This is a genomic window from Rhodococcus sp. WY5, from assembly GCF_018588185.1.
GTDB classification, from domain to species: Bacteria; Actinomycetota; Actinomycetes; order Mycobacteriales; family Mycobacteriaceae; genus Rhodococcus_F; species Rhodococcus_F qingshengii.
In genome coordinates this window covers 5,821,940-5,837,309 of the sequence record NZ_JAAMPR010000001.1, presented here as the reverse complement: position 1 = coordinate 5,837,309, position 15,370 = coordinate 5,821,940, and the positions used below count along the sequence as shown (strand labels likewise).

Annotated in this window: 18 protein-coding genes and 1 riboswitch; of the genes, 10 read left to right on the top strand and 8 right to left on the bottom strand. The window is 64.0% G+C overall.

From position 1 onward, the window contains the following. Nucleotides 1-5 precede the first annotated feature (5 nt). Nucleotides 6-992, bottom strand: a complete 987-nt coding sequence (locus G4D79_RS26900) for a glutamate ABC transporter substrate-binding protein (RefSeq protein ID WP_003944406.1) — start codon at nucleotides 990-992, stop codon at nucleotides 6-8. Between the two features lie 14 nt (nucleotides 993-1,006). Beyond that, the gene (locus G4D79_RS26895; protein WP_042452116.1) at nucleotides 1,007-2,368 is read right to left on the bottom strand and encodes a hypothetical protein; all 1,362 of its coding nucleotides are present in this window, start codon (nucleotides 2,366-2,368) and stop codon (nucleotides 1,007-1,009) included. A gap of 158 nt (nucleotides 2,369-2,526) precedes the next feature. Between G4D79_RS26895 and G4D79_RS26890 the strand changes: the two genes are divergently transcribed. Further along, on the top strand, nucleotides 2,527-3,141 hold the full coding sequence (locus G4D79_RS26890; protein ID WP_063314811.1) for an NUDIX hydrolase: 615 nt from the start codon (nucleotides 2,527-2,529) through the stop codon (nucleotides 3,139-3,141). Between the two features lie 78 nt (nucleotides 3,142-3,219). On the opposite strand, the gene G4D79_RS35060 is transcribed toward G4D79_RS26890, so the two are convergent. Next, the gene (locus G4D79_RS35060; protein ID WP_003944354.1) at nucleotides 3,220-3,351 is read right to left on the bottom strand and encodes a hypothetical protein; all 132 of its coding nucleotides are present in this window, start codon (nucleotides 3,349-3,351) and stop codon (nucleotides 3,220-3,222) included. A 248-nt stretch (nucleotides 3,352-3,599) separates the two neighbouring features. Continuing rightward, nucleotides 3,600-4,295, bottom strand: coding sequence for a thiamine phosphate synthase (thiE, locus tag G4D79_RS26885; RefSeq protein WP_003944422.1), 696 nt, complete (start codon nucleotides 4,293-4,295; stop codon nucleotides 3,600-3,602). Between the two features lie 26 nt (nucleotides 4,296-4,321). Then, nucleotides 4,322-4,468, top strand: a riboswitch (TPP riboswitch). On the opposite strand from thiE, the gene thiO reads away from it, so the two are divergent. The 7 genes from thiO (at nucleotide 4,468) to G4D79_RS26850 (ending at nucleotide 10,926) form a co-directional block, all read left to right on the top strand. Continuing rightward, entirely contained in the window at nucleotides 4,468-5,547 is a 1,080-nt protein-coding gene (gene thiO, locus G4D79_RS26880) for a glycine oxidase ThiO (protein WP_003944311.1), read from the top strand. (Overlaps the previous riboswitch by 1 nt.) Then, nucleotides 5,544-5,759: a sulfur carrier protein ThiS gene (thiS, locus tag G4D79_RS26875; protein ID WP_003944402.1), complete on the top strand. Its 216-nt coding sequence runs from the start codon at nucleotides 5,544-5,546 to the stop codon at nucleotides 5,757-5,759. The genes thiO and thiS overlap by 4 nt, the downstream gene beginning before the upstream one ends. After that, nucleotides 5,752-6,504 (top strand): thiazole synthase, encoded by a 753-nt coding sequence (locus tag G4D79_RS26870; protein WP_214514575.1) that lies wholly within the window; start codon nucleotides 5,752-5,754, stop codon nucleotides 6,502-6,504. Before thiS ends, G4D79_RS26870 begins: the two co-directional genes overlap by 8 nt. Nucleotides 6,505-6,633: 129 nt before the next feature. Continuing rightward, the gene (locus tag G4D79_RS26865) at nucleotides 6,634-7,623 is read left to right on the top strand and encodes an ABC transporter ATP-binding protein (protein WP_058038516.1); all 990 of its coding nucleotides are present in this window, start codon (nucleotides 6,634-6,636) and stop codon (nucleotides 7,621-7,623) included. Continuing rightward, the gene (locus G4D79_RS26860) at nucleotides 7,623-8,393 is read left to right on the top strand and encodes an ABC transporter permease (protein WP_047268852.1); all 771 of its coding nucleotides are present in this window, start codon (nucleotides 7,623-7,625) and stop codon (nucleotides 8,391-8,393) included. Before G4D79_RS26865 ends, G4D79_RS26860 begins: the two co-directional genes overlap by 1 nt. A 132-nt stretch (nucleotides 8,394-8,525) precedes the next feature. Next, the gene (locus G4D79_RS26855; RefSeq protein WP_187781773.1) at nucleotides 8,526-9,977 is read left to right on the top strand and encodes a M20/M25/M40 family metallo-hydrolase; all 1,452 of its coding nucleotides are present in this window, start codon (nucleotides 8,526-8,528) and stop codon (nucleotides 9,975-9,977) included. A gap of 97 nt (nucleotides 9,978-10,074) precedes the next feature. Then, nucleotides 10,075-10,926 (top strand): adenylate/guanylate cyclase domain-containing protein, encoded by an 852-nt coding sequence (locus G4D79_RS26850; protein WP_007730127.1) that lies wholly within the window; start codon nucleotides 10,075-10,077, stop codon nucleotides 10,924-10,926. A 4-nt stretch (nucleotides 10,927-10,930) separates the two neighbouring features. Here G4D79_RS26850 and thiD read toward each other — a convergent pair whose 3' ends face one another. Beyond that, on the bottom strand, nucleotides 10,931-11,773 hold the full coding sequence (gene thiD, locus G4D79_RS26845; protein ID WP_214514574.1) for a bifunctional hydroxymethylpyrimidine kinase/phosphomethylpyrimidine kinase: 843 nt from the start codon (nucleotides 11,771-11,773) through the stop codon (nucleotides 10,931-10,933). A 156-nt stretch (nucleotides 11,774-11,929) separates the two neighbouring features. Between thiD and G4D79_RS26840 the strand changes: the two genes are divergently transcribed. Next, nucleotides 11,930-12,361 carry a GNAT family N-acetyltransferase gene (locus tag G4D79_RS26840; RefSeq protein WP_250887579.1) on the top strand — a complete coding sequence of 144 codons (432 nt, stop codon included), beginning with the start codon at nucleotides 11,930-11,932 and terminating at the stop codon, nucleotides 12,359-12,361. A gap of 44 nt (nucleotides 12,362-12,405) precedes the next feature. Here G4D79_RS26840 and G4D79_RS26835 read toward each other — a convergent pair whose 3' ends face one another. The 3 genes from G4D79_RS26835 to G4D79_RS26825 are packed head-to-tail and all read right to left on the bottom strand — an operon-like array spanning nucleotide 12,406 to nucleotide 14,774. Continuing rightward, complete coding sequence (locus G4D79_RS26835) at nucleotides 12,406-13,206, bottom strand: exodeoxyribonuclease III (protein WP_003945060.1); 801 nt, start codon at nucleotides 13,204-13,206, stop codon at nucleotides 12,406-12,408. 16 nt (nucleotides 13,207-13,222) lie between these two features. Further along, nucleotides 13,223-14,134: an N-acetyltransferase gene (locus G4D79_RS26830; protein WP_082893330.1), complete on the bottom strand. Its 912-nt coding sequence runs from the start codon at nucleotides 14,132-14,134 to the stop codon at nucleotides 13,223-13,225. Nucleotides 14,135-14,174: 40 nt separating this feature from the next. Next, complete coding sequence (locus G4D79_RS26825) at nucleotides 14,175-14,774, bottom strand: peptide deformylase (protein ID WP_003945053.1); 600 nt, start codon at nucleotides 14,772-14,774, stop codon at nucleotides 14,175-14,177. A 243-nt stretch (nucleotides 14,775-15,017) separates the two neighbouring features. Here G4D79_RS26825 and G4D79_RS26820 point away from each other — a divergent pair, with 243 nt between their 5' ends. Then, nucleotides 15,018-15,368 (top strand): DUF3263 domain-containing protein, encoded by a 351-nt coding sequence (locus G4D79_RS26820; protein ID WP_007730120.1) that lies wholly within the window; start codon nucleotides 15,018-15,020, stop codon nucleotides 15,366-15,368. Nucleotides 15,369-15,370: the final 2 nt, after the last annotated feature.

Below are 15,370 nucleotides of genomic sequence, written 5' to 3'. Positions count from 1 at the left end.
CAGCCTCAATCCCGGTAGACGGCCGGCGGGGGACCGGGCGAAGGACCGAGGACGCTGAGCCAGCGGTCGTAGATACGGTTCCAGGTCCCGTCGCTCCGGATCCGATCCAGTGTTCCGTTGACGAATCGGACCAAGTCGGGGTTGTCCTTGTTCACTCCGATTCCGTACGGTTCGACGCCCAGTGAGCCACCGACCATCATCAGATACGGGTCTTGCGAGGCGAGGCCCGCGAGGATCGTGTCGTCGGTGCTGATCGCGTCCACCTGCCCCTGCTGGAGGACGACGAGGCAGTCGGACCACATCGGGACGGTGACGACGGTGGCTTCGGGTTGGAGTTGCTGGATTCGAGTGGCCGAGGTCGTTCCCCGGGCAGCGCAGACCCGCTTGCCTGCGAGGTCGTCGATGCCGCGGACGGATGACCCCTGCAAGACCTGAATTCGTTGTTCAGCGGAGAAGTACTGCGTCGAGAAGTCGACCTTCTCGCGCCGCTCGCACGTGATGGTCATGGTCTTGACGACCACGTCGACCATCGATTCCTGGAGTGCGGCGATCCGATCGTCCGACGTCAGGATTCGGTACTCGATCTTCTCCGGGTCACCGAGCAGATCTCGGGCGATTTCGCGGGCGATGTCCACGTCGAAACCCTCGAGGCGCCCGGTGGCCGGATCGCGAAAGCTCATGAGGTTGGAACCGGTGTCCAGGCCCACGATCAGCCGCCCGCGGGCGCGGATGGCGTCGAGGCTCGGCGTGGGTGGCTGCGGAGATGCGTCTGCGGGGGTGGGCCGCAGGCTCGCGGTGAGGTTGGTGCACGACGCGGTAGTCGTCGGTGTCGGGCTGGGAGCGATGGTGGCCTCGGCCGGCAGCGGCGGTTCCGTGTACGACGTGGCGCCTGCGTTGTCCAAGTCTTCGGCTCGATCCGCACCGCAACCGGCGAGCACCAGCATGGCCGCTGCCAGAACCGCGACACATACGGCCGGGCTCTTCCTCCGCATCACCGGTACTCCCGTCACTGATACTCCCGCAGTCGAGGCCAGAATCCGATGAAGATTCCGGCAACTCCGAGAACTGCCAATACAGACATGCCCGGTGCAGAGGCAGCCAACACCCGGGAGGCGTACGAGACGTCGGACCGAAGATTCGTGCGCGAATCCACGATTCCCTGCCAGAGTTCGTGATCGAGCTTTCCGTACTCCGCGGCCGAATCCTGTTCTCCGGCGCCGATGGTGATGGCTGCGGCGGACGTGAAGTCGCCGTTTCCGAGACGGTCGTACATGCGCGTGTGCGCAGCCACCCACTGCTGGCGCGAGTCGAGTGCGGCGGTCAGCACTTCGCTGTTCACTCGGGCGCGTTCGTCGCTTTGCAGGCCCTCGAGGATGTCCCGCAGAGCATCGACCTTGCGGGTGAACGTCACGTTGTCCTCGGCGGTCGAATCCCGCCTCGCCAGCGTGAGGGTTTCCACGGTGCGTGCTTGCTGCGCCATGATTCGTGCCTCGGTCAGTTCGTGCAGTGGCTCGGCCCCGGCGTCGAGCGCGCGCCCGGTGGCCAGTGCGGAGACCAGTCCGACCGTGAGCAGCCACAGCAGAGCTGCAGCGACCGCGAGCGAGGCAAGGATCAACCCGAGATTGAAGCGTCGGCGACTCTTGCGGGAGAAGTACATCTGTGTCGCCACCAGCGCGCACAGCACGAAGACGAACGCCACGATCGGCCACCACGGTGGAGTCTCGAAATCGCGCTGTACTTGGGAGACCAGCGTCTCCTGCGAGGCGTGCAGTTGCTGGGCCATCGGCAGCAGCGAGGTCTGCATCAACTGCGAGGCCTCGCTCAAATATGCTGCCCCGACCGGGTTTCCGACGCGATTGTTCGCCCGTGCAGTTTCGACCAGCCCGGTGTAGACGGAGAGGTCGGTCGAGATGGTGGTCAACGCGCTGTGACCGGCAAGATCGGTCGAGTCGAGACCGGCCGACGCCTGGACGATCTCCGCAGAGGCCTCACCGATCGACTGCGTGTATCGGTCGCGGACTTCGGCGGGTTCGAGGCCGCCGGAGATGAAGGCGGTGGCCGCGGCGGCGTCTGCCAAGGACAACGCACTGTAGAGATTCTGGGCCGAGTTGGCGAGAGGCTCGGTTTCGACGAGGAGGAGGTCGAGGTTCGCCTGGCGGTTCTCGATCGCTGCGGTGGCGAGGAGTCCGGCGATCAAAGTGATCGCGATCAGGATCAGTCCGACGACGGTCAACCGGCCAGGCGTCGAGGACATGAAGGCCTGCAGTTCGCGCCGCAGAAGTGCCTGCTCGTCCTCCGCCGACACTGATGTGGCCTCGGAGGGCGGCAGCGACCGGGGTTCGATGGACGGGACGACACGGTCGACCATCGAGCACCTCACTTCGCTGTAGGCGGGCTACCGAGAAATGATGCCGCCGAGAAATGATTCAGGGCATCTTCGCGAGCATATAAGCATCACCTACACCTGGAGCAGTTTGAAACGGTTAGTGTGGGACAACGGCGAGAGCAGGCGGAGCGAGGTAGTCGATGCGTGGTGACGGTGACGGTTGGTCCATCGGATCGGACGGTACTCGGCATTGGGGTAAACACGGAGCCGCAGGACTGCTTCTGCGTGCCCCCGATTCGGACGGATCACCCATGGTCTTGCTGCAGCATCGTGCGGCGTGGAGCCATCAGGGCGGAACGTGGGCACTGCCCGGCGGTGCGCGGGACTCACACGAGAGCACGACGCACGCTGCCGTCCGGGAAGCACACGAAGAAGCAGGTATCGCCGAGGACGCCGTCCGTGTCCGCGGGGAAGTAGTGACGATGCGCGCCGAGAGCGGGTGGACTTACACCACCGTCGTGGCTGACGCGGCGCATCCACTGTCGACGGTTGCCAATGGTGAGAGCACCGAGTTGCGGTGGGTACGCGAAGCCGACGTCGACTCACTGCCGCTGCATCCGGGCTTCGGTTCCTCATGGCCCGACCTCCGGACCGAGCCTGTTGTGGCCGTGGACGGCGATCCGCACACCGTCGTGCTCGAGGACGGCGGATTCGGATGGTTGTCGGGTAGTTCCCACCAAGGCAGTTCCCACCAAGGCAGTGAGCAGTCAGGCAGTGACCAGAACCTGTCCGAGGCGTCGAGTACGCAGTCTTAACAGGGCATATACAGCAGAAGGGCCGGACTCCGCGGGAGTCCGGCCCTTCGGTGTTTCGGTCGTCGACCGAAACGAGGCTCAGCTGAGCGAGTTCAGCGCCGTGATGAAGCTGACCGCGGTGATACCGAGCTTGAGCAGCTCGCTGATCTTGCCGAGGTTCAGGTCTTCGAGCGATTCGGTGCTGAGCGAGCCGGTGTCGAGGGATCCCATTTAGTGCTCCTAGGTTCAGTTAGTAACTGGAGGTAAACTACAACAAACCGAATGGGATGTGACACGCAATCGAAGCAACTGTGAGCAAGATCACTTAATCCGACTTTTCGGACATTCAATCGCACCTAGGAACTGGGAGTTTGTTGTCTGATCGGACAACTTCCGTTCACAATTCGAGTCAGGCGTGCTGACCCGTAACTGTGCGGAAATCGCCCGGCAAACATTTGACGAACGCCAGTTACCGGCTTTCAGCGCCCAGCGACGGCTGCGGCGAGGCGTTGCGCGGCCGCCTGGGGATCCGATGCTTGCGTGATTGCACGCACGACGACGATGCGCGTGGCGCCGGCATCGAGCAGCTCTGGCAGACGTTCTTCGTCGATGCCGCCGATCGCGAACCAGGGCCGCGGCGGTGCGGCGTCGGCGGTCGATCGAACCAGTTCCAAACCGGACGCACTTCGATTCGGTTTGGTCGGTGTCGCCCAGACCGGCCCGGTACAGAAGTAGTCGACGCCCTCTTCGATGGCGGCCAGACTCGCCTGCGCGCGACTGCTCGTCGAACGGCCGATGACTACGTCTTCACCGACAACGGTTCGCGCGTAGGGGACGGGAATGTCGTTCTGGCCGAGGTGGAGGATGTCGGCGCCGGAAGCCATCGCGAGATCCGCGCGATCGTTGACGGCCAACAATGCGCCGTGGCGTCGCGCTGCGGTCGCGAGAATGCCCAGCGCCACCAGTTCGTCCTTGGCCTCGAGCGGGCCGAACTCGCGCTCACCGGCAGAGCCTTTGTCACGCAATTGGATGATGTCGACTCCGCCGGACAATGCTGCCTCGGCGAACTGCGCGAGGTCGCCTTTCTCGCGGCGCGCGTCGGTGCACAGGTACAGCCGTGCTGCTGCCAGGCGCTCGCGCCGGTCGATGTCGTTACTGGGATGTGTGGGGTGCACGGAGCAAACGGTAGCCTCTAGGGAGCAAGGTTCGACACGGGAGTCCTGAAACGTCGTCGTCACTTTTTGTCGTGACTGCGAGGTTCGTAGGGCTGAGAGGGGATCGCGACCAGATCCCGACCGTCAGACCTGACCCGGATCATGCCGGCGCAGGAAGTGGAGGTGGAGTTTCGTGAGTACACACGCTCGTACGGTGTCGGTTGTCGGCGGCGGTGTCATCGGTCTCGCTATCGCGTGGCGAGCAGCCCGCGACGGGTGGGCCGTTCGGTTGTACGACCCGTCCATTGGATCAGGTGCTTCGTGGGTGGCGGGCGGAATGCTTGCCCCGCTTTCCGAAGGCTGGCCGGGTGAAGAAACCGCGTTGACAATCGGTGCAGCGTCCCTGGAACGGTGGCCGACGTTCGGTGAGGAGCTCGGAAAATTCGGGCAATCGGTCTTCACCGCGGACAGCTCGCTGACGGTTGCACTCGACGCTGCCGACGCGCAGGACCTGCAGACCATCGCCGAGTGGGTGAGCTCGCAGGGGCACGAACTCGAAGTTCTCGGTCGCGCGCGCATCCGTGAACTCGAACCGATGCTGGGCCGGGGCATCCGGTCGGGGTTGATGGCTGTTGGTGAGTCCGCCGTCGACAACAGACTTCTGCTGGCGGCGTTGCAGAAGGCCTGTGCGGAATCCGGCGTCGAATTGATCGCGCGGGCCGTCGACGACCTCGCCGAACTCGATACCGATCAGATAGTGCTCACCGCCGGTATCGCGTCACCCAAGCTGTGGCCCGGGCTACCGGTACGCCCGGTCAAGGGCGAAATCCTTCGCTTGCGCAGTAGGCCTGGAGTCACCCCGGCGCCCAGCCGCACCATCCGCGGAAGCGTCCACGGGCGGCCCGCCTACCTCGTCCCGCGCGGTGACGGAATCGTCGTCGGCGCAACACAATACGAGTCTGGTGAGGACACACAGGTCACGATGGCCGGAGTACGGGACCTGATCAACGACGCCGAGGCACTGATGCCGGCGATCGGCGAATACGAACTGTACGAGTGCGCGGCAGGTCTGCGTCCCATGACGCCGGACAACCTGCCGTTGATCGGGCGCGTGTCCGATCGTGTTGTCGTCTCCACCGGGCACGGCCGCAACGGGGTCCTGCTGACGCCCGTCACCGCCGATGCGACGGTCGCGTTGCTGAACGGCACATCTTTGGTCGAGGTAAAAGGAACCGAACCCGAGCGGTTCGCAGTAGCTAAGGAAAATTCATGAGTGAGCAGGTCCCGATCGGGATCACCGTCAACGGCGAAGATCTCGAGTTCGATCGAGCAGTCACGGTGACCGAACTTCTGACGCACCTCGAGTTGCCGAGCAAAGGCATCGCCGTGGCCGTCGACGGTGCGCTCTTTCCTCGCGGGCGTTGGGACGAATCCGTCGGACGTGGTTGGGAAATCGAGATCCTCACGGCGGTGCAGGGTGGCTGAGCAGGACCTTCTCACTATCGCGGGCCGCAGTTTCGGTTCCCGGCTCATCACGGGGACAGGCGGCGCCGCCAACCTTGCGGTCCTCGAGGAAGCGCTTGTCGCCTCCGGTACCGAACTGACCACCGTCGCGATGCGGCGAGTCGACGCGGCCGGCGGCACCGGCGTTCTGGACCTGCTTCGTCGCCTCGGAATCGAACCGTTGCCGAACACCGCCGGGTGTCGGGGCGCCGCCGAAGCGGTCCTGACGGCGCAGTTGGCACGCGAAGCGCTCGAGACGAACTGGGTCAAACTCGAAGTCATCGCCGACGAGCGGACTCTGCTGCCCGACGCAATCGAACTCGTCTCCGCCGCAGAACAATTGGTGGACGGCGGATTCACCGTCCTGCCGTACACGACGGACGATCCGGTGCTGGCTCTTCGCCTCGAAGAGGTCGGCTGCGCGGCAGTCATGCCGCTCGGTTCACCCATCGGGACAGGGCTGGGTATCGCGAATCCGCACAACATCGAGATGATCGTCGAGCGCGCCGGTGTGCCCGTCATCCTCGACGCCGGAATCGGAACGGCCAGCGACGCCACCCTTGCCATGGAGTTGGGCTGCGACGCCGTCCTGCTTGCGACAGCGGTGACGCGGGCCAAGAATCCCGCGTTGATGGCGTCGGCGATGCGGCACGCAGTGGTAGCAGGTTTCGAAGCGCGTCACGCCGGCCGGATTCCCAAGCGGTTCTGGGCCCAAGCATCGTCCTGACGGACCATTTCCGGGTGTTTTCTCAGGGTTATGCCCGGATTGTCCGGCTTCGTGTCCTACCTGAGTACCACTCGGAACTAGACCTGTGGCCGATGTGCTGGTCATTGCCGGTAGGGCAAAGTTCTCCTCATGATTGAACTGAGGGGATTGACCAAGGTTTACGGACCGACGAAAGCGGTGGACGATTTGTCGTTCACGGTCAAGCCGGGCATCGTGACGGGCTTCCTGGGCCCGAACGGTGCCGGTAAGTCGACGACGATGCGGATGATCCTGGGTCTGGATCAGCCGACGTCGGGTGCGGCGTTGATCGAGGGCAAGCCGTACCGCGAGCTCAAGACGCCGTTGCGGACGGTGGGTGCGTTGCTGGATGCGAAGTGGGTGCACCCCAATCGCAGTGCGCGGGCGCATCTGCAGTGGATGGCTGCTTCGAACGGGATCCCGAAGTCCCGCGTCGACGAGGTGCTCGGGTTGGTCGGGTTGTCCGAGGTGGCGGGTAAGAAGGCCGGCGGGTTCTCGCTCGGTATGTCGCAGCGTCTGGGGTTGGCGGGTGCGTTGTTGGGGGATCCGAAGGTGTTGTTGTTCGACGAGCCGGTCAACGGTCTCGATCCGGAGGGCATCGTCTGGATTCGTAAGTTCATGCAGCGGTTGGCGGCTGAGGGCCGCACGGTGTTGGTGTCGAGTCACCTTCTGTCGGAGATGGCGCTCACGGCGGAGCAGTTGGTGGTGATCGGTCGGGGTCGGTTGATTTCGGATTCGACGGTGGCGGAGTTCGTGGATCGTTCGTCGGAGTCGACGGTGCGGGTGCGTAGCCCTCAGCTCGATGCGTTGCGCAGTGTGTTGCTCTCGCAGGGGCTGACGGTGCGTGAAGACGGTTCCGGTGTTGCCCCGGCATTGGTGGTCGTGGATTCGACCACCGATGTGATCGGTGGTTTGGCTGGTTCGCAGGGGATCGTGTTGTACGAGTTGGCTTCTCAGCAGGGGTCGCTCGAGGATGCGTTCATGAAGTTGACCGGGGACGATGTCCAGTACCACGCATCCGGTATCGATCCGGGTGTCGGTGCACACCACGCAAATACACAGCAGGCAAACACGCAGCAGGCTATGGGAGGTGCACTGTAATGGCTGTTCTCAGTGCTGAACGTATCAAGATCACCACGACCAAGTCGCCGCTGTGGTGCTCGGTCATCATCGTCGTGCTCGCGCTCGGCTTCGCGGCCATCATGGGCGCGGTTGCCAAGTCGGCTCTGACGTCCTCCGACGTCCAGGGAGCACCGGACCTCGACACCGCCGTTGCCACGGCCGGCATCTCGGGTTTCGGAATCATGGTTCTCATGATCATGGCGGCCCTCGCGGTCACCAGTGAGTACCGCTTCGGGACCATCCGCACCACCTTCCAGGCCGTTCCGAACCGTGCCTCGGTTCTGATCGCCAAAGCCGGCCTCATCGGTGCTTTCGGTGCTGTACTGACATTTGTTCTCGCCTTCGGCGCGTACGCCATGGCCAAGGCCATCGCCGGTACCGAGGCGAGTGCCGGATTGACCCTGTCGAGCGGCAGTGACTGGCGCGCGATCTACGGCATCCCGATCTACGCCTTCCTGTGCGTGATTCTCGCTGTCGGCGTCGGATCGATCATTCGCCAGTCGGCCGGCGCAATTGCGTTGCTCCTGCTCTGGCCGCTGCTCATCGAGAGCCTGTTCGGACTGTTCGGCAGCTTCGGCGAGAAGATCACCCCGTTCCTGCCGTTCGCGAATGCAAACCACTTCCTCAGTGCGAGCAGCGGTGGCGTCGACTTCCACTGGGGACCCTGGGGCAGCCTGATCTACTTCGCGGCCTTCGTTCTGGTGATTTTCGGAGCAAGTATCGTCATCGTGAATCGTCGCGACGCCTGATCTTGTCGCTCCCTCGGTAGGTGTTGTCGGGAGACCTACCGAGAACCAGGAGTGACAGCAGAGTAGGGACCCAGTACGAAAAACCATTCGTACTGGGTCCCTTTCCTGTGCTTCGGCCGATATCCTCCGAAGATGAGACTCTTCGGTGTGGTTGTGGTCGCAATGGCTGGAGCACTCGTGGTGAGTGGATGCTCGTCGGGAAGTGAAGCGGCCGTCCCGACAGACCCGGTTGCATTCTCCGAGACCGTCACCGTCGACGCCGTGACCGGGCATCTGGAGCAACTCGAGAAGATCGCCGCCAACAACGAGGGCAATCGATCGGCCGGTACCCCCGGCTATGATGCCAGTGTCGACTACGTGGCAAACCTGCTCGAAGACAAGGGTTTCGAGGTCAGCACCCCGGAATTCGACTTCAGCTCCTTCGATCCCGGCACCGAATCCCTGAAAGCCGCTGACGGCTCCGATGTTCCGGTGCGGGCGCTGACATATTCCACCTCCACGGGACCGACCGGAATCACGGCGCGTCTGGTGGCGATTCCCGCCGACGAGACCCCCGGTTGCGAGGCCACCGACTACGACGGCCGCGACGTGAACGGTGCCATCGTGCTGGTCACCCGTGGAGTGTGCCCGTTCGGCGACAAGCAGAAGATCGCCGCTGATCGCGGCGCGGCCGCGTTGCTGGTTGCCAACAACGAGGACGCAATGCTGGGCGGGGCTACCTTGGGTGAACCCGAAGACGCCCGCATTCCGACCGGCGGGGTGAGCAAGGCGTCGGGCGAGGCTCTTGCCGCAGCGCCCGGAGACCTCACGCTGATTCTCGACACGTCGACGGAAACGACGAAGTCGCGCAACGTGATTGCACAGACCAAGACCGGCGCGACCGACAACGTGGTTGTCGTGGGCGCCCACCTGGACAGTGTGCCGGAAGGTCCCGGAATCAACGACAACGGAAGCGGCACCGCAGCCGTGCTGGAAACCGCGCTGCAGATGGGAAGCTCACCGAGCATCGAAAATGCCGTGCGTTTCGCTTTCTGGGGAGCGGAAGAAGTGGGATTGGTCGGCTCCACCCGCTACGTCGAGGGTCTGAGCGATCAGGAACGGGCCGACATCGCCCTGTACCTGAATTTCGACATGCTCGGTTCGCCCAACGCCGGATACCTGGCTTACGACGGCGACAACTCGGATGCCGTCGGGGAGGGGCCCGGGCCCGAGGGGTCGGCGGGCATCGAGCGCACCTTCGTCGATTTTCTCGCCGGGCGAGGGATTGCGGCGGACGGAACGGACTTCGACGGGCGCTCCGACTACGGCCCGTTCATCGAGATCGGGATCCCGGCGGGTGGCGTGTTCAGCGGCGCGGACGAGCGCAAGACGCCGGCACAGGCCGAGAAGTGGGGCGGAGAGGCGGAGGAGACTTTCGACCCGAACTACCACAGTGCCCAGGACAACCTCGCAAACATCGATCGCGAAGCGCTCGCTGCCAACGCTTCTGCAGTAGCCTTCGGAGTTGCGACGTATGCCCAGGATTTGAGCGGACCGAACGGAGTTCCCGTCGGCGATGCCCGGACACAGGCCAGAACCGAATGATCGACTGACCGAATGATCGACTGTGCGAGCGACCAGGAGGCCACTGTGCGAGAACGGCGGCAGCACACTGTCTGTAACTCTGAGTTACGCTTGAGTTATGGCTGATCTGTCCCCGGAGAACACCGACACGGCAGGTGCTTCTTCCTCCTCGGTTCGAGGCGTCGTCGACGTCGTCTTGAATTCTGCGGCAGAACTTAACCGTCGGCAGCAGCTCATCGACGCGCTACGACGCCTCAGGCGGGCACTACCCGGTGATCCAGGGTTTGGGGATCCGCTCTCGCTCGCCGGCCCCGGCGGTGCCCGCGCCGTGGCGCGCGTCGCTGACAGATTGCTCGATCAGAAGCCGGCAGCCACTCGCGAAGTGAGCCTCGGAGCACTGCAGGTGTGGCAGGCAGCGCTGGAAAAGATGGGCCGCGGACGTGGCGATCAAGAACTGACCATCGTCTTCACCGATCTGGTGGGCTTCTCCACCTGGTCGCTCGCAGCCGGTGACGGCGCGACGCTGACCCTTCTGCGTGCGGTGGCGCAGGCCGTGGAAACTCCGATCACCGACAACGGCGGACACGTCGTCAAACGGATGGGCGACGGTCTGATGGCAGTGTTCATTCGCCCGGATGCGGCTTTGAAGGCGGTGTTCACCGCGCAGGACGCGCTCGCGGAAGTCGATCTCGACGGATACACCCCACGCATGCGCGTCGGCCTACACACGGGTACCCCGCGTCAGATCGGTGACGACTGGCTCGGCGTCGACGTGACCATCGCCGCCCGGATGATGGGCTTGGGCGGCGACGGCAACGTCATGATGTCGGCGACAACTCTCGAGGAACTCGAAGCCGGCACCCTGGAGGATCTCGATCTCACGATCCGGCCATGGCGGCGAGGGTTTTTCGCGACCACGCCCAACGGAGTTCCCGTCGACCTGGGAATCTGGCGCGTGCGCCGGAACTAGCGCACTAAACCTGGAGCCGCCAGAGCGGGGACACCGGACCATGTCCCGCGCCGAGGTCGTACGACGCCTCGAGACACTTGGTCACCCACTCTTTGCCGAACGCCACCGCTTCCGGAACGGAATAGCCGTGTGCGAGAGCGCAAGTGATCGCAGCAGCCAGCGTGTCTCCGCCGCCGTGATCGTTGCCGGTGTCGATCCGGGCACTGCTGAATTCGAGGAAACGGTCGCCGTCGAACAACAGGTCGGTGGACAACTCCGAAGTACGAAGGTGGCCACCCTTGACGATGGACCATTGAGCGCCGAGCGCATGCAGCGCTTCTGCCGCTTGGCGGGCGCTCTTGTCGTCGACGACCTCGATACCGGTGATCAACCGAACCTCGTCGAGGTTCGGAGTGACCACCGTGGCTGCCGGAATCAAGGTGTTGCGGACCGCGTCGAGAGCTTCTTCGTGCAACAGCGGATCGCCGTGCATCGACGCGCACACCGGGTCGACCACGAGCGGAATCGGACGGTCGCGGCCGATCCCAACCTCGGCGGCAACCGCGGCCACCGCTTCGATGATCGTCGTCGACGCGAGCATTCCCGTCTTCGCCGCACCGACGCCGATGTCCGAGACCACGACGCGCACCTGGTCGGCGACGATCTCCGGCGGAATCTCGTGGAATCCGCTGACTCCCACCGAATTCTGGACCGTTACTGCGGCGACGGCCACGCAGGCGTGCACTCCGCACATCGCCATCGTGCGGGAATCGGCTTGAATGCCGGCTCCGCCACCGGAGTCGGTTCCGGCGATGGTCAATGCCCGAATCGGGGTCTGTCCGGCGGGGGTCAGGGGCAGCAGCTTCACGACGACGAGCCTACCGATCGGACCTGGGGAAACGGCAGCTCGGTCCCACCTCTCGCGGGAACGACGGCGCGAACTGCGATTGCGATCCGGTCGTTCCCGGTGCAAAAATTGGTCGAACCCGGGACAGCGTCGTCGGTAGCTGATTCTATGAGTGGCATGGATCACAGTTATGGAGAGCGTGCGAACGCAGCTGTCGCCGATCGCGCAGGTGCACATCGTGCCGTGGAGGTCGCCGCAATGAACGACATCGAAAATTCGAAAACCGGAACCTCACCGGAAGTCACGCTCGTGGACAATCCGTCGCACGAACGATTCGAACTGCTCTCCGACGACGAGTTGGTCGGCATCCTCGGATACCGCGACGAAGACGAGATTTCGGGGAGCGGAGCCGAAGCGGGCGACGTGGTTGCGTACATGCATACCGTCGTCAAAGAGGAGTACGGCGGGCAGGGACTGGCAGCCTTACTCGTGCAGTTCGCAATGGACTGCGCCCGTGAACGTGATTGGTCGGTACGGCCCGTGTGTACCTATGTTCAGCGGTACCTCGGCGAGCATCCCGAGTATCTGGAACTGCTCGTCGAGGACTAGAAGCCCGAGGGTGCAAACAGACGATCAGGCTCCGAGATTCACGATCACCCGAGATTCACGATCACCGGAGCGTGATCGCTGGCGCCCTTGCCTTTTCGCTCGTTTCGATCGATCTCGGCCGCCTCGACACGAGCTGCGAATGCCGGTGAGCCGAGGATGAAGTCGATTCGCATACCCTGCTTCTTCGGGAAGCGAAGCTGCGTGTAATCCCAGTACGTGTACACGCCGGGACCGGGTGTGTACGGGCGAACTACGTCCGCGAACCCGGACTCGGTGAAGGCGGTGAACGCAGCTCGTTCCGGCTCCGACGTGTGGGTCTTGCCCTCGAAGAAAGCGGGATCCCACACGTCGTCGTCCGTGGGAGCGACGTTCCAATCGCCGACCAGGGCGATCTGCGCGTCGGGATCCTGCTTGAGCCAGCCCTCCGCGTCGTCGCGCAGCTTGGCCAGCCAATCCAGCTTGTAGGCGTAATGCGGGTCTTCCAGCTCACGGCCGTTGGGGACGTACAGGCTCCACACCCGCACACCGCCGCAGGTGGCACCGATCGCACGTGCCTCGCGGACCGGGTCTGCCTCGGGATCCTTGTCGAATCCGGGCTGATCCTCGAATCCGATCTGCACGTCGTCCAAGCCGACGCGGGAAGCGATGGCGACACCGTTCCACTGGCTCAACCCGACGTGGGCGACCTCGTAGCCGATTTCCTTGAAGCGTTCGTACGGAAACTGCTCGTCCTTGCACTTGGTTTCCTGCATTGCCAGGACGTCGACGTCGGATCGACCGAGCCAGTCGATGATCCTGTCGGTACGGGCACGGACGGAGTTGACGTTCCAGGTAGCGATGCGCACGAGGGCAAGCCTAGCGTCAGCCGCCGACAGGATCGGTGGCGTATCGGTAGCGGTGGTGTTCGACGAATCCGAGCTGCTCGTAGAGCGCGATCGCCGCGAAGTTGTCCGCCGAAACCTGGAGGTACGCGTGCGTCGCACCGTTCTCACGACCCCAGGAGAGTAGATCTCCGCAGATCAGCGACCCGATTCCGTGACGACGGTGTTCAGGGGCGACGTGAATGCCGGTCAGTCCTACCCAGCGTTTGTGGTCGGGTGCCTCGGTGAGCGCAGCGCGCCCGATGGCAAGCGTCGTGTCGGTGTTTCCGATCGCGCCGAAAGTTGCAGTGCCCACGACAGCCGTGAGGACCGCCTCGACGTACGCCGGATCGCCGTGGGCGTCGTACATCGACAGCCAGTTGTGGTCGGGGCGGTCGGCGAACGAGGTGACCGGAGGACCGAGCGGCAGCGTGACATTGCCCAGATCGGCGGCCATCACGATGGTTTCCTTCTCGCTGCTCCACCCGTCCGGAGCGGTGCCGAGTCGATCGGGGAGGAGCAGCAGGGTCGGCAGTCCGCGGTCACCGAACCACTGGCGTATCCGCTCGATGGTGCTCGCGTCGAAGCCGGCAACCGCCCCCGCACCACCGAGCGGCAAAGCCGAATTGGCGCGGCCGGTGACACCGTGACCGGCGCGCAGCAACCAACCGTCGATCCACGCCTGCTCGACACCCGGCCACGCCGCCGCAGCAGCCGTTTCGAGGTTTCGAATCTCGCCGATGCGAATCGGGCGGGCCGAGAGACTCTTGAGCGCGATCACCTGATCGGCGGAGACCTGGACCAGCCGACCGTCGCCGGCGCGGACGGCGATGGGATCGGCGCCCTCGAGGATGCCGATGACGTCGGTCATGGGATGCGAATAGCCGGGTGGGAGCTTGTATCGCAAAACCACCCGGCTACCGATCGAAATGTTGCCGTTCAGAGCAGAATTCTCAGTCTTCGTAATCGTCGTCGTCGTGACCGAACGGATCGTCGACGGTCCCCGGCGTCCAGGTCAGACCGGGCTTGCCCCAACCGGAACGCTTGATGATCTTCTTGGCAGCACGCGCGTTGCGGCCGATGAGTACGTCCGTGTAGAGGAAACCGTCGAGATGCCCGGTCTCGTGCTGGAGCATCCGTGCGAAGAATCCGGTGCCCTCGACCTCGATCGGGTTGCCGTCGGCGTCGGTGCCGGTGACCTTCGCCCAATCGGCGCGACCCGTCGGGAACTGCTCGCCCGGAACGGACAGGCAACCCTCGAAGTCTTCGTCCGGGTCGGGCATCGTCTGGGGGATTTCGGACGTCTCGAGTACCGGGTTCACGACGACGCCGCGTCGACGCTCGCTGCTGCGGTCGTCGCCGGGGCAGTCGTAGACGAAGACTCGCAGTGGAACACCGACCTGATTGGCCGCCAGACCGACGCCGTTGGCAGCGTCCATCGTCTCGTACATGTCTGCGATCAGTTCGGCGATCTCGGCCGGGGACTGAGTGACCGGCTCTGTCGCCTTGTGCAGTACCGGGTCGCCGACGATTCGGATGGGGAGGATAGCCATGCGGACAAGGATAGTGCGGCGCGCCCGCGTAGTTATCACGGCCCGCACACTCGATCATGGTTCAATGGTTGCTGAAGAACAGCGATGTAATTCGTTGCTCGGTCGGAACGTGGGCCGCGGGGAAATTGTGAGTTACCTTCGGGCCAGGGGACCGGGAAACTCACGGCCGCGAGAATTCGGTCGGAAAAAGAACACCGGGCATACGAGTCTCGCTGACGCCGAGCACAGCAGTCGAGGAGTGACATGGACGGCGCAACCGCGCGTAGTCGGAACCAGTCCGAAGGCACTGGCGCCGACGATTCGGTAGTAGATACAGCAGGCATGCACGAGGTGGGCGAAGACGGCCTCACCCGCCGGGAGCACGACATCCTCTCCTTCGAGCGCCAGTGGTGGAAGTACGCCGGTGCGAAGGAAGAAGCCATCAAGGAGTTGTTCGACATGTCGGCAACCCGCTACTACCAGGTTCTCAACGCCTTGGTCGATCGCCCCGAATCCTTGGCGGCTGATCCCATGCTGGTCAAGCGCCTGCGTCGTCTGCGTGCCAGCCGTCAGAAGGCCAGGGCCGCCCGCCGCCTCGGCTTCGAGGTCACCTGAAT

Coding starts and splice junctions, on each gene's coding strand:
- G4D79_RS26900 (WP_003944406.1), bottom strand. CDS start 992: ATGCGGAGGAAGAGCCCGGCCGTATGTGTCGCGGTTCTGGCAGCGGCC.
- G4D79_RS26895 (WP_042452116.1), bottom strand. CDS start 2,368: ATGGTCGACCGTGTCGTCCCGTCCATCGAACCCCGGTCGCTGCCGCCC.
- G4D79_RS26890 (WP_063314811.1), top strand. CDS start 2,527: ATGCGTGGTGACGGTGACGGTTGGTCCATCGGATCGGACGGTACTCGG.
- G4D79_RS35060 (WP_003944354.1), bottom strand. CDS start 3,351: ATGGGATCCCTCGACACCGGCTCGCTCAGCACCGAATCGCTCGAAGAC.
- thiS (WP_003944402.1), top strand. CDS start 5,544: ATGAGTGAGCAGGTCCCGATCGGGATCACCGTCAACGGCGAAGATCTC.
- G4D79_RS26865 (WP_058038516.1), top strand. CDS start 6,634: ATGATTGAACTGAGGGGATTGACCAAGGTTTACGGACCGACGAAAGCG.
- G4D79_RS26860 (WP_047268852.1), top strand. CDS start 7,623: ATGGCTGTTCTCAGTGCTGAACGTATCAAGATCACCACGACCAAGTCG.
- G4D79_RS26855 (WP_187781773.1), top strand. CDS start 8,526: ATGAGACTCTTCGGTGTGGTTGTGGTCGCAATGGCTGGAGCACTCGTG.
- G4D79_RS26850 (WP_007730127.1), top strand. CDS start 10,075: ATGGCTGATCTGTCCCCGGAGAACACCGACACGGCAGGTGCTTCTTCC.
- G4D79_RS26840 (WP_250887579.1), top strand. CDS start 11,930: ATGGATCACAGTTATGGAGAGCGTGCGAACGCAGCTGTCGCCGATCGC.
- G4D79_RS26825 (WP_003945053.1), bottom strand. CDS start 14,774: ATGGCTATCCTCCCCATCCGAATCGTCGGCGACCCGGTACTGCACAAG.
- G4D79_RS26820 (WP_007730120.1), top strand. CDS start 15,018: ATGGACGGCGCAACCGCGCGTAGTCGGAACCAGTCCGAAGGCACTGGC.